General features: G+C 35.7%; 13 protein-coding genes. 4 read left to right on the top strand and 9 right to left on the bottom strand.

All coding sequences use genetic code 11. The annotated features are described in order from the left end of the window. Positions 1-194: 194 nt before the first annotated feature. Entirely contained in the window at positions 195-1,739 is a 1,545-nt protein-coding gene (locus CD003_RS05490) for a vanadium-dependent haloperoxidase (protein WP_373558531.1), read from the top strand. 210 nt (positions 1,740-1,949) lie between these two features. On the opposite strand, the gene CD003_RS05485 is transcribed toward CD003_RS05490, so the two are convergent. The 4 genes from CD003_RS05485 to CD003_RS05470 all read right to left on the bottom strand — a co-directional run bounded on the left by CD003_RS05485 (position 1,950) and on the right by CD003_RS05470 (position 7,145). Next, positions 1,950-2,936, bottom strand: a complete 987-nt coding sequence (locus CD003_RS05485; protein ID WP_096199978.1) for a Gfo/Idh/MocA family protein — start codon at positions 2,934-2,936, stop codon at positions 1,950-1,952. A gap of 415 nt (positions 2,937-3,351) precedes the next feature. After that, positions 3,352-4,638 (bottom strand): MFS transporter, encoded by a 1,287-nt coding sequence (locus CD003_RS05480; protein ID WP_179295444.1) that lies wholly within the window; start codon positions 4,636-4,638, stop codon positions 3,352-3,354. Between the two features lie 179 nt (positions 4,639-4,817). Beyond that, entirely contained in the window at positions 4,818-5,954 is a 1,137-nt protein-coding gene (locus CD003_RS05475) for a winged helix-turn-helix domain-containing protein (protein WP_179295443.1), read from the bottom strand. Between the two features lie 156 nt (positions 5,955-6,110). Next, entirely contained in the window at positions 6,111-7,145 is a 1,035-nt protein-coding gene (locus CD003_RS05470) for an alpha/beta hydrolase (protein ID WP_257008192.1), read from the bottom strand. Between the two features lie 134 nt (positions 7,146-7,279). On the opposite strand from CD003_RS05470, the gene CD003_RS05465 reads away from it, so the two are divergent. Further along, positions 7,280-7,453: a hypothetical protein gene (locus tag CD003_RS05465; protein WP_096199970.1), complete on the top strand. Its 174-nt coding sequence runs from the start codon at positions 7,280-7,282 to the stop codon at positions 7,451-7,453. 552 nt (positions 7,454-8,005) lie between these two features. Here CD003_RS05465 and CD003_RS05460 read toward each other — a convergent pair. From CD003_RS05460 to CD003_RS22190, 3 genes are all read right to left on the bottom strand, one after another. Further along, on the bottom strand, positions 8,006-8,344 hold the full coding sequence (locus CD003_RS05460; protein ID WP_257008191.1) for a type II toxin-antitoxin system PemK/MazF family toxin: 339 nt from the start codon (positions 8,342-8,344) through the stop codon (positions 8,006-8,008). Continuing rightward, the gene (locus CD003_RS05455; protein ID WP_096199966.1) at positions 8,334-8,531 is read right to left on the bottom strand and encodes a DUF2281 domain-containing protein; all 198 of its coding nucleotides are present in this window, start codon (positions 8,529-8,531) and stop codon (positions 8,334-8,336) included. Before CD003_RS05455 ends, CD003_RS05460 begins: the two co-directional genes overlap by 11 nt. A 349-nt stretch (positions 8,532-8,880) precedes the next feature. Next, positions 8,881-9,006, bottom strand: a complete 126-nt coding sequence (locus CD003_RS22190) for a hypothetical protein (protein ID WP_257008367.1) — start codon at positions 9,004-9,006, stop codon at positions 8,881-8,883. Between the two features lie 217 nt (positions 9,007-9,223). Here CD003_RS22190 and CD003_RS05445 point away from each other — a divergent pair, with 217 nt between their 5' ends. Then, positions 9,224-9,580, top strand: a complete 357-nt coding sequence (locus CD003_RS05445; RefSeq protein ID WP_096199965.1) for a DUF2512 family protein — start codon at positions 9,224-9,226, stop codon at positions 9,578-9,580. 110 nt (positions 9,581-9,690) lie between these two features. Here the strand turns inward: CD003_RS05445 and CD003_RS05440 are convergent, their stop codons facing one another. After that, entirely contained in the window at positions 9,691-10,086 is a 396-nt protein-coding gene (locus tag CD003_RS05440) for a hypothetical protein (RefSeq protein ID WP_096199963.1), read from the bottom strand. Positions 10,087-10,264: 178 nt separating this feature from the next. Further along, complete coding sequence (ptsG, locus tag CD003_RS05435) at positions 10,265-12,301, bottom strand: glucose-specific PTS transporter subunit IIBC (protein ID WP_096199961.1); 2,037 nt, start codon at positions 12,299-12,301, stop codon at positions 10,265-10,267. A gap of 173 nt (positions 12,302-12,474) precedes the next feature. Here ptsG and CD003_RS05430 point away from each other — a divergent pair, with 173 nt between their 5' ends. After that, positions 12,475-12,714: a hypothetical protein gene (locus tag CD003_RS05430; RefSeq protein WP_096199959.1), complete on the top strand. Its 240-nt coding sequence runs from the start codon at positions 12,475-12,477 to the stop codon at positions 12,712-12,714. Positions 12,715-12,722 lie beyond the last annotated feature (8 nt).

Genomic DNA, 12,722 nt, shown 5'->3' with positions numbered 1-12,722 from the left:
TCCTTTAATTGTTAGTGTTCTTTTCCTACATGCAAATGAACGATTATTATATTTGTAAATTTATTGAAGCAGGCAGGGACACGAACCATTTCCATGGTCTCCAAATATCTACGATTTCACTAGGCTTTCAGTTCATACCCTTGGTACTTACTCATAAACTTAATATACGGATAAAGAAAACAGACAGAAGAGGTGTGATACTTTTGAAGAAATATAAGCCTGTACGAGTATTAGGACCACTGTCCCTTTCTCAGAGAAAGTTTAAGGCCTTTAGAATCCGAACGAAAGCGGCCTTATTCTATAAAAAAGTACCAATACGGCAACATCTAAGTAATGGGGATTCAAAAAGGTTTCCTAAAAAAATTGCTAATTACTCCAAGGGATTACCCCACAATGAACTGGGCGAGGTAGACCTGAATGCATACAATAAATATATTGCCGCATTAGATTCAGGGGACCCCAATAATTTTGAGAATATTCCACTTGGAGGTGCTAGAAAGCTTGTCAACCCACAGGCTGCTTATGCTTATGAATTAGTGGGACCTGATAGCCACCAATTGGTTCTTGCGCCTCCTCCACCCTTTAGTAGTGCACAATTAGCTGGTGAAATGGTTGAAGATTATTGGCAGGCACTTACTAGAGATGTTCCCTTCAATGAATATGAAACTAACCCTCTAACAATTGCGGCTACTCAGGAACTATCTAGCTTATCCCGTTTTCGCGGCCCAAAAATCAATGGCCAAGTTACACCTCAGACCTTATACCGTGAAAACCTTCCAGGAGCTTTGGTCGGACCATACGTCTCCCAGTTTCTATGGAAAAATATCCCTTATGTTGGAACAAATATTGTTCAACGCTATCGTACAACTGTAGGCGGAGATGATCATTTAACCTCCTATGAAGACTGGTTAGCGGTTCAAAATGGAGAAGCTCCTCCAACGAGTAGTAATTTTGACCCTACGCCTCGGTATATTCGAAATCACCGAGATTTAGGACAGTATGTTCATAATGATGTTTCTGTAGAAAGTGCTTTAGGTACTTTTTTTATCTTGCTAGAGTATGGTCCAGAAGCAATAGATCCAAATAATCCTTACCTTGATTCTGACACCCAAGTTGGATTGGCCACTTTTGGTGCGCCACACGCTTTAGATTTTGTGACGAGAGCCGCTCGCCCAGCTTTACTAGCAGCATGGTTTCAAAAATGGCTTGTCCACCGGCGTTTTCGTCCGGAGGCGTTCGGCGGTCGTATTCATAATAAATTAACGGGAGCTGCTGATTACCCTATCCATCACGAGGTCCTTAGTTCCGAAGCATTAGCGTTAACTTTTGAAAGATATGGCACATACCTGCTGCCACAGGCATATCCGGAAGGCAGTCCTACCCATCCTTCCTACCCAGCAGGACATTCTAGTTTTATAGGGGCAACGGTAACAATGCTAAAAGCGTTTTTTAATGAAAGTTTTGTTATTCCCGAACCTGTCGTAGCAAGTAGTGATGGGCTATCTTTAATGTCTTTTGATGGGACTCTTACTATTGGAGGAGAGTTAAATAAACTTGCTTATAATATATCGATAGGGCGGGATGCAGCTGGCGTACACTACCGTTCGAGCGGTATTAATGGGTTAAGACTTGGAGAAGCAATAGCGATCGAAATCCTTCGTGATTACAGGAAAACGTATAACGAGGATTTTAAGGGCTTTACTTTCACAAAGTTTGATGGTAAACAAATAAGAATCTAAAGGTGCTTACTCTAATCTGACCTTATTTGTTAAGAAACCGTTTTATAAATTTCCTAATATGCAATGTGCAGAGCTGCTACTTTCCTTTTCAGGCTATCAATTTGTTAACCTAATTGTAAAATAAAGAGGATTACAAAATTGCAACCCTCACATCCTAAATTATTCCATATTCTTATCAGAGTCTACTATGAAATTTATAGCTCTAACAAATTAATTCCTATCGGCTGGATAGACCACACCAATTTGTCGCCTTGCTTCTTCCAAAATCATCGCAGTTTGTAGGGAAGTTTGGTGGGAGTTCAACTCTGATTTTGACTTGTTGCTCTTAAGTAAATGAATGAAATGTGCAATCTCGTAATACATCGAGTTACTTACCTGAGGCTGCGATAAAACCTCGCACGTGCTATCATGATATTTTATTTCTACTTTTTCAGGAGGATTTAGTTTATCAATAATCATCGTACCAAGCTCTCCTTGTATTTCTGAAGGAAGTGAGGAGTTTGTTATTTTAGAATGTATTACAACTGTTTGCATTTCTTCGTATTCTAGTAGAAGGCTTCCTCCTCCATCAACTCCAGATGATAACAGATAGCCACTTGCTTTCACATGCTTAGGTTTACCAAATAATACAACAGAAGGGTAAATACAATAAATACCAATGTCCATCAATGAACCGTTAGAATAAGCAGGATCAAACGCATTTAGTATTACTCCATTTTTATATGCATCATAGCGAGAAGAGTACTGACAATAAGATGCGACAAATTTTCGTATTGGTCCTAACTTATGTAATTGAGTTTTTATTGCTTGAAAGTTCGGGACAAAGGTTGATTTAACAGCTTCCATTAATAGAACGTTGTTTTTCTTTGCTACTTCAATCATCATTTGAACTTCTTTTACATTCGAAGCCATTGGCTTTTCTATAAGGACATGTTTGCCATTGTTCATAAACAAACAGGCCTGAGAAGCATGAAATGAGTTAGGACTAGCAATATATACAGCATCGATTAGATCACTTGTAGCCATTTCCTCTAGGGATGTAAACGTATTTTCCAATGAATACTTTTGTGCAAATTGTTCTACTTTTTCTTTCGTTCTTGAATAAACGGCAGATAGAGTAAAATCATCAACTTGAAAGGCAGCTTCTAGAAAAATGTCCGTTATCCAGTTAGTTCCTACTATTCCAAAGCGTATCAAAATTTCACCTCAATTATATAAACTCTCTTTAGTTCTTTTTAATAACTTAGGATTACCTATCCATACACTTAAAATACCAACTGAGTATGAACATCACTTTATTTTCTTTGATTTATTCCTTTAATAGGAAAGAGCCGATTACTTTTGGAGTAAGCGGCTCTTTATGGTAGTGTCGATGTACAGCAATGAAAAGCATTTATTAGGTGCTCTTCTCACAAATGAGTACGGGTTTTAACGTAAACTCTCATAGTAATCCCCTTACAAACCTCCTTTAATCTCTTGCTTCTTATTCCATCTCGCCAACAACTGTAAACCTATTGCTTCCGTTAATAAGCCAAGGAAAACGACTTCATCAATAATTCCAGATTGTAGAATAATATTGTTTAATTTTAATTCACTAATATATCTAGATTGACTAATTTTCTATTGACTGAGTGCTCTCTACAAAGTTTAAATGTGCTTTCTCCCCGTCATTAACTCCATGTCTCCATAAAATACGTTTCAATACAATTCCCGTGAACCCAATAATGGTAAGGGAAATACCAATGGCTTGATATACTGTACTCACCTTCCATAAGCTGATCAGAATTCCACCTATTAATGGTGCTACCAAAACAATCATTCCAGTTAACGAATTATAAATACCTGAAATCCGTCCAATATTCTCTTTGGTGCTTTCTTTTTGTAATAGATAACTGATTCCAGCAGTGAACAATCCAACACCTAAACCTGCGATAAACCCTAAGATAATGGGTACATAACTTGGGATCCCTACATATAAAAAGCCGACTCCTCCAAAACCAACGCCAATTAATGAGAGACTCCCTCCAAAAGTCCAGCCATAAGATTTTACTTTGTTGTATTTGTTCATAACCAACATCATAATGAATGCGCCTGCTCCAGAAGCGGCCATTAACCAACCAATCAGCTCAGGCCGACTAGGTGCAATCTCTCTAAACAAGACTATGATTTGAACATCAACTATTTGAATCCCTATATACCCAACGATAGAAAAAGCAAAGCTGACCACCAGAATTCTATTGTTCAAAACAGCCAACCATCCCTCACACCAAGAAGTCCAAAAGGGAGTTTGAGAACACATTTCCTTGTCTACAGCTGACTTTTCTTGAGTTTGTTTATTTTTAATAATGGTCAATAGAATAAGGGCGGATATGAAATAAGCAAAGGCATTGATAAGAATACATAATTTTGGAGAAAACGCAGCAGCCAAAGAACCTCCAATAAAGGGCCCCATAATTTTCGTGAATTCATTCATTGTCCCATTTAGCGTAACCGCTTTTACAATTAGCTTCTCCTCTACAACATCTTTGATCAACCCTTGCTGAGCCGGATAATGGATGACAGTTAACGTGGCCCGCAGCAGTAAAATGGTAAGGGCTACCCATGGATGTGGCGCAAAAAATAAAGCAACTGTAAATACAGCTGTTAATACATCAGCTATAACCATCAATTTAATTTTGCTATTTCTATCTGCCAAAATGCCGGCAAATTGGCTAAGTAGTGCATGAGGTAAGGCATAAGCAACAGGGATGAGCGCAATGATTAATGGCTCCACTTCCCACACATAGCCAAATAAAATCATAATGGCGACCATATCAAACCAGCGCCCTAACATAGAAATGGAATAGGAGCTAAACATGCGCATAAAAATAGTATTTTTCAATATAGAAGAATGTGTCATCTGTGTATCACTCATTTCTTTTCGGTATACTTTTATCATAATGAGTGAATGTCAGAGGAATATCAGAGGCTACAACTTTTCTAAATATACCTTATGATAAAAAAACGCGCATCTGTAGAATACCGACACGCATTAGTTGCATAATATTTTAACTGTCTATGAGATTTTAATAGAGTTTTTTAAAGGTTATAACGAAGTTGGGCTTCAATTTCTTGCTTTAATTTTTCAAAATGATATTCTTTAGCTAACACTTTCCATTCTTTCTTTATCATGTCATACGTTAAAGGGTCATCAATATGATACTGAAAAAAGAATAAACACGTATTGAGACCTAAAAAAACATGGGACATAAATCGCGTTTTACGTATAATCTCCATTCCTTGGTCTATATCTTTTCTACCTCTCTTCTTATCTCCCATTTGAATAGCAAAAAGGCCTTTAAGAATATAAAACAGACCCATTTCTCTTTGATATGGCTTCTTAAGGAAAAAGTTCTCCATTTCTTCTATCCTTTCCATAACTCTCTTATGTTCTCCTGCACATAAGGACAACATCAAGCCACTTAACCTCAGGAAAGAATAAAAACCATGCTCTTTAGATGTAACGATTCTCTCTGATTGCTCTAAGTACTCTGCCGCTTTCTTATACTCTCTAGAAAACATAGCGAAATAAATCGGTGCTAATAGGAAAGCTTCATCACATGTCTCTTCAGAAAATAGATTCTTTTGCAAAGCTTTTTCATAGAATGGGAGTACTTTTCCTCGCTTTTCTTCCACAAGCATATAAAGGTAAAATAAAATAAGGACTTTTTCGGAAAAACTAATATCATCCGTCTTTACAAATCTCCAGATATCTCCCTGGTTTAGAAATAAAGATATTTGAAATGATTTATCTGCTTCTATCCCAAGTGATTTCTGTTGGATGATGGTCTTAAGTGCTTCACCTTGACCATATAGATGGTATTTAGCTAATAAATGCGCTGCCAAATCTTTAAACTCTTTGTCATTTACGAATGGAGATGGCTCCTCTACAGGTGTTTTTACAGTAAATCGATAACCAAACCCTTTAGCTGTTTCAATCTTCAAAGTATGTTGCCAAGGTCTAAGTTTTTTTCTAAGTCGATAAATATGATCATCAACTGTACGGTCACTCGGATTTTCTAGAGTCCAGACAGCATCGAGTAATTCACCTCTAGTAAAATAAATATTTACATGATTGTATAAATATTTTAAAAGAGCATACTCTTTACGTAACAAAGAGATGGTTTCACCGTTATATGTTACAGAGTATATATGGTCATGGAATTGAATATTCATATTCATGGCACCTCAACATCTTAAAATAGTACTAGATGTAATGTCTTCTATTTTTTGCTCCCATTCAGGTAAATAATCAAATGGCTTTTCATCTTCGACAAGCTCTTTAGTCCTCCGATGTGACTAACACTATATCTAAATTGTAATTCTCTCATCTTAATTTAATGAATATCTTAATTCTTCTATTATTATATTTTCTATTTTTTTAGTGTCATCAGGATGAAACACATGCGATGATTTTTCAGCCCATATAATTCGTGGCTGATATTCTGTTTTGATACTTTTTGAAAAAGAAATTAAAGGTTCAGAGTGTACATGGACATCTTTTTTACCGTGAATAAAAGTAACTGGTACTTCTAAACTTAAAATATCTTTTTGGATATTAATAGATGGAATATTCCTTATAAATTCAACTGTATAAATCAGTTTAAATCCTTTATAAAATGTATTTACTATTTCCCCAAAACTATAGTCTTTAGAAAAAAACATATCCGAGGCAATTTTAAATAGTCCAGGAATTTTAGTCTCATCATCAGAATAAAACATTGTTTTATATTTCATTTGCCATTTCCTTAATACCCCCCATTGCTCGAAGCTTTCTATATATGGAGGTTGACCAACAGCTGAAAGCTCTTTCATAGCTTTAAAATCTTTTCTTTTTTCTGCCTCCTCTTTAAGCCATTTCAAACTCAATCTATCATTTTCTGTCCAATCAATAATTTGTGATAAACCTATGTAAGAATAGAACTTCTCTGGATATTGGTAAATTAGGTACATGCCTATCAGTGAGCCAAAAGAGTGACCTGCAAGGTATATCTTCTCCTTATTAAATTTACTAATAAGGTAATCTGTAATTTCATTTCCATCTTCAACAAATTGACTGAAGTTCATAGTTTCTTGAGGTATGTTTTTGCTATACGATTTTCCTGTCCCTCTCTGATCCCAAAATACCAATGTATAATTTTCCACAAGTTTTTTTGTGTTCGTGACGATTGTATAGTCTCTGCCCCTTGATGAGATACCAGGGAATGGCAAAGAAGGCCCACCATGTAAAAATAATAAAATAGGATTCGATTTATTATAAGATTGAATTAAAATATTCTGATTCACGCCACCTACTACCAATTCTTCAATCTCATCAATTCCATTGGAGGGAATTTGAAAATCAGGCTTATAAAGTAGTTTAAACAATATAATCATACCTCTTCTCTACTATTATGATGTCCGGAAACTAGCTAATTTAAATTTATTATAAATCTTAAATGTGAAATAATGGTAGATATTTTTATGAAATATAAATTACTTTTTATGAAAAATACTTGAAAATGATTCCACCTGAAGAAAGAGATTTTGTTAATGAAGAAGTTCAAAATTCATGGAATGGTTTACCTTTCGAAGTGGAACATCGAATAATTAGACCAGATGGAACGGAAACATACGTAAAGGAACAAGCATTAAAAACTAATATCTTATCGGTGAATTTATCAAATCTAAAATAAGGTTTGGTAGGTGGCTCAAACTCTGCACCAAATGCAATTTTAAAATCAATCTATTTTGGTGAATTTATCGGTTTGTAATGGTCTGTAATATCAGGGAATAAGCTACCGCCATTTGTGTACCACCTTGTTACTGTGCTAACGTTCAATCCTTTCTCTAAGGTACTCTGTGGGCTTATATAGACACCGCTATCTTGTTTCATTACTTTATGATATAAATACAAGTTAATCGCTCCTCAGCCTAAATACCACATTTTATATAAAACTCTTCGTTCCCGTTACTTCAATAAATGTAAAAGAAAAATACATATGTTACCACTGATACAGAGAGAATTGAATACTTTACTGATTCTCTCTTATTTTCTGCACGAAAGAACATTATTACTAAGCTCAATAAAATGAGCATAAATCCAATAACAGTTGTCACAGAACTACTGACAATTACCCCTCCATATGCGATGGCTGAACCAATTACAAATTAAAACACTTTGGGTAGCCCCATTTGCTTACCAAAAAGGACTGCTTATCGCAGCCCATCTACACAAGTATTAATTACTATTTTATTAAGTTTTCTATTTTAATTCGTACACTATTTAATACTTCTGTGTTCACTTTGCCAAATCTTTTTCTGATAATTCCTTTAGAAAGTGTATAAACTTTGTCTGCTCTCACTGCTGATGTAACTTTAAGAGTACCTTCGTCTAAGTCTTTTTGTTCAATCACGACTGAATAATCAAGGTCTTTTAATTGTGATGTAATAGCAACAACAAGAATATCACCAGTCATCTGATTATAATCATCGTTTGAAATAATGAGAACAGGACGTTGTTTTCTATTTGATAAGTCACTGAATGGTACTGGAATTAAAACAATGTCACCTTGTTTATGCATCATTCCAAACCTCATCATCTATATCATTATCCCAAAAATCAATGCTACTTTCGCTCGCTTTGGTTAAATCTTCTGATAAACTTCTTTCTTTTTTTGCCTTTAAATATTCAGCAAAGTCTAAAATTTTATCGACTTCTTGCTCTGGAATTTCATCAATAATTTTTAGTAACCGTTCCTTAGCAGTATTCATGATGTCCATCACCTCTTTCATGAATATTTTATCTAATTATATCATTTTGAATTACTTCAAACCATTGGTGTTTTAGTAAAGCCTCCGTTTGTTGAATAAGAAAGAATGTCACTCCTTATTAACAGAAGCTTCAAATGTAATTATTTGACTGGAATCATTTGGATATTGTCCTTCTCTTTTATGTAACAACAAAAATGTTCCAGTTGTTAGTTCTATAAATTATTTCATTGACCTTGCAACTTGCAACGTTTTATTTCTTGATAATGTGTTAAGAATTTCTGCTGGCGAAGTCAAACTTCGAATAAGAAAAACATAGGGAGATTTTAGTCTTCCTATGTTTTCATTCATATTATTTATCTGTTTGTTTTTGCTTCTTTTTCAAATACTCCGCACGTATTTTTTCAAGTTGCTGCTTTTTATCAAATTTGGCAGGCGTCTGTTTTTCATGAAACTTTGTCACAATGACTTTTGGCATCCAATTGATATTTTCCCACTTTGTTCACCTACTTTTCTTGTCTTTAAAGAGAATCTCTTCAACAAATATAATATACCTTATTTTACTGAAGTAAACCTTATTACTTTTATTACTTTCAATACCGATGTATCGTTGGGCTGAAGAGGGAGTCTTCTGTCGGGTGATAATAAAAAAACACAAATTAGAAATAATAAGCTTATTAAGGAGGTGAATTGGAATGCTTGGATTTGTGTTGAAAGTTTTTATCTGTCCTATTACTGTTATGATTGCTTTTCTTATATTCCCAAATGTTTATTATGCCAATGTATTTCAAGCAATTATTGTCGGACTCGTTCTTGCCGTTTTAGCACATACGATGGAAATATTTATTTTAAGAAAAGGCACTTTTTGGTTAAGTACCCTTACTGATTTTGTATCAGCCGTCTTAATTGTCTATTTTGTTTCCCTAATCTTTCCTACTGCCTCTGTCACAATCTTTGGGGCAATTCTAACAGCAGTGTTATTGACATTCACTGAGGTAATTCAACATAACTGGCTTATTAAGTCTGGTAGAGCAGAAAAGTCTCCAACTTAGCTTAGGTGAGATACTGCTACCAAAAAGGAAAGGAGGCGATAGCTGTGTGTTGCTATCGCTTCTTTTATTGCGCTCTTATAAGCATAGGGATACCATCTCACAGTAAGAACTCATTGAAAAGTCTCCCTTTCTCCGTTACTTCCTTGCTGTAACTCTTTCTTATACTTGTTGTAGGAAACAAGAAGTCCTAGCAAATATAGCCCCCATAGGACTGGATTAGTTAATCCAATACCATTCTGAGAGACTCCCCCAAGTAAACTTAGCAATAGTAATAATGAGAAAAAGTAAATACCCGAAAGTACAGTATAAATAAGTTCTTGTCTGCTTGAATGGAAGACTGGCTCTCCCTTTTGTCGAGTGAGAACGGCTAACCCAATAAAGGTAACAACCCCTCCTACCCCTATCGACATATTGATGCCTATATCAGGGAAGAAGTCTATAACAACCATTAAAGTGAAGAATCCCACTGCTAACACATGAGATAAGAAATGAACTCTTTTTCTCATAGACATCTTCCTCCTAGCCTTGAATGAAACACTATCTATATTCTACCATTAATTATTCTTAAATGGATCAATAATGGAAATCTCAAGTCAGACGTTCTATTAGCAAAAATAGAGCGCAAACCACTCGAATGATTTGCGCTCTTATTAGTTTAAGATTACCTGTGCTGACCCTTAATTATCATGACTTAATTTGAATTATATTTTTCTCTCCAAGTTCTACAGGTCCTTCTTTTAGAATTTGAAGTTGTTGCTGTTCTTGCAAGTTCGTAAAGATAATTGGAGTCGTAACTGATGGTACAAACCTACTAACATACTCGATGTTTACTCCTAATAGCTTTTGTCCGCTCGTTACTTCATCCCCTTGCTTTACGAACGTCTCAAATCCTTCACCTTTTAAATTCACAGTATCAATTCCAAAATGAATTAAGATTTCTATCCCTTCATTTGATTCAATTCCAATCGCATGTTTTGTCGGAAATAAATTGACTATTTTCCCGTCTACAGGAGAAACGACAATCCCTTCAGTTGGTTCAATCGCAAAGCCATCACCCATCATTTTTTGTGAAAAGACTTGGTCAGGAACCTTTTCTAATGGAATAATTTTTCCCTTTATCGGAGAGACAAACTCAAAGCTATCATCTCCACTAATCGGTCGTTTGCTTTCCTTTGGCTCTTCATCTTTTTTTACCGGTTGTGGAGTTTTTCCACTGATGATATCTTGAATTTGCCCTTTTAATATGTCTGATTTAGGACCAAAAATAGCTTGAATATTATTACCTACTTCAAGGACTCCTGATGCTCCGAGAGCTTTTAATCGTTCTTTGTTAACACCCTTAATATCGTGAACTTCTATACGAAGCCTAGTAATACAAGCATCCAAGTGCTTAATGTTATCTTTCCCGCCAATTCCAGCTAAGACTTCAAAAGGTAAATCTCCAACAGGTCCTGATACCGCATTATCAGATGAGACATCATCTTCGCGACCTGGTGTTTTGAGATCGAACTTCTTAATCGCAAATCTAAATCCAAAGTAATAAATGACTGAAAAGACTAGACCTACTGGAATTACTAGCCACCATGCGGTACGATTTGGAAGTACCCCGAATAAGAGATAATCGATAACCCCACCTGAAAAGGTCATCCCTATTTTTACATCTAAAATATGCATGACCATAAAAGACAAACCAGCAAATACTGCATGAATCGCAAATAACACTGGTGCAACGAATAAAAAGGTAAATTCAAGCGGCTCTGTAATCCCTGTTAAAAAGGATGTCAAAGCTGCTGACCCCATAATACCAGCAACGACTTTTTTCTTTTCAGGCTTTGCCATATGATACATCGCTAATGCAGCAGCTGGAAGACCAAACATCATGAATGGGAATTTCCCTGTCATAAACGTTCCGGCAGTAAGCTCCACTCCATCTCGAAGTTGAGCGAAGAAAATACGCTGATCCCCACGCCATAATTGACCAGCGGTATCTGTATATTGTCCAAATTCAAACCAGAACGGAGCATAGAAAATATGATGTAGTCCAAATGGAATTAGTGCTCGCTCAATAATACCAAAGATAAGAGCTGATACTGTTCGGTTTGCATCAACCATCGCATAAGAAAAGGCATTTAACCCGACTTGGACAGGAGGCCAAATAAAGATCATTAATATACCTAGAAGAAGTGCAGAAACTGCAGTTGCAATTGGAACAAACCGCTTCCCAGCAAAGAAGCCTAAATACTGAGGTAACTCAATATTGTAAAACCGATTAAACATATAGGCCCCTAATAAACCAATGATAATCCCTCCAAATACGCCGGTTTGTAGTGTTGGAATCCCTAACACATTCGCGTATGAGAATGGATCGGCTACTATTGAATCTGCGGTTACTCCTAATAAAACACCCATCGTTACGTTCATAACGAGATAACCAATTAAGGCTGCTAGACCAGCAACACCATCTCCACCAGCCAAGCCAACCGCAACACCAACGGCAAAGAGAATTGGTAAATTCGCAAATACAATTCCCCCCGCTTGTTCCATAACATCAGCTATTAGTTGAAACCACCCGGCTTCTAAAGCTGGAATTCGTCTTAACAAATCTGGGTTTTTAAAAGCATTACCGAATGCTAGTAGAAGACCTGCAGCAGGTAATAATGCAACAGGTAGCATTAATGCTTTACCAACTTTTTGTAATGTACCAAAAACGTTTTTAAACATTATGTTAGTTCCTCCATTTTTTACGTTTATTTTCGTATTTTTAGTCTAATGAAGGATTCTATGTACTTTTTGAGCGATCTAAATTTTCCCTAATAAATGAACAAATAATAAGTGAAATGTTTGAAAAAGCTAATCATTAGTTAAAGTAAAATGATAAGGAGGCGAATGAATAATTGATTAACTCACCGAATGTACGTGACTTAAATCCGACCACACTCTATCAAATCATACAAAAATTTAATCCTGACCCTTCTTTTCAAGAGCATATGTTTCATAAGTTTCTGGATTATCGCTTTGAAGATTTAGAGACAGACGTGTTAACATCTGCAGAAGACTATTACAACCAACAGAAATTTACTGAAGAAGACCTATCTGAAATAAAAGAACTTCTAGTCAGCCTAAGAGAGAACTAAATTATTCG

Source organism: Bacillus sp. FJAT-45350 (assembly GCF_002335805.1).
In the GTDB taxonomy this organism is placed as follows: domain Bacteria; phylum Bacillota; class Bacilli; order Bacillales; family NISU01; genus FJAT-45350.
This window is presented reverse-complemented; position numbering and strand designations above follow the sequence as displayed.

Bases quoted from the DNA above. Each gene is read 5' to 3' on its own strand.
- CD003_RS05480 (WP_179295444.1), bottom strand. From the start codon at position 4,638: ATGACACATTCTTCTATATTGAAAAATACTATTTTTATGCGCATGTTT.
- CD003_RS05475 (WP_179295443.1), bottom strand. From the start codon at position 5,954: ATGAATATTCAATTCCATGACCATATATACTCTGTAACATATAACGGT.
- CD003_RS05465 (WP_096199970.1), top strand. From the start codon at position 7,280: ATGATTCCACCTGAAGAAAGAGATTTTGTTAATGAAGAAGTTCAAAAT.
- CD003_RS05460 (WP_257008191.1), bottom strand. From the start codon at position 8,344: ATGATGCATAAACAAGGTGACATTGTTTTAATTCCAGTACCATTCAGT.
- CD003_RS05455 (WP_096199966.1), bottom strand. From the start codon at position 8,531: ATGAATACTGCTAAGGAACGGTTACTAAAAATTATTGATGAAATTCCA.
- CD003_RS22190 (WP_257008367.1), bottom strand. From the start codon at position 9,006: ATGCCAAAAGTCATTGTGACAAAGTTTCATGAAAAACAGACGCCTGCC.
- CD003_RS05445 (WP_096199965.1), top strand. From the start codon at position 9,224: ATGCTTGGATTTGTGTTGAAAGTTTTTATCTGTCCTATTACTGTTATG.
- CD003_RS05440 (WP_096199963.1), bottom strand. From the start codon at position 10,086: ATGAGAAAAAGAGTTCATTTCTTATCTCATGTGTTAGCAGTGGGATTC.
- ptsG (WP_096199961.1), bottom strand. From the start codon at position 12,301: ATGTTTAAAAACGTTTTTGGTACATTACAAAAAGTTGGTAAAGCATTA.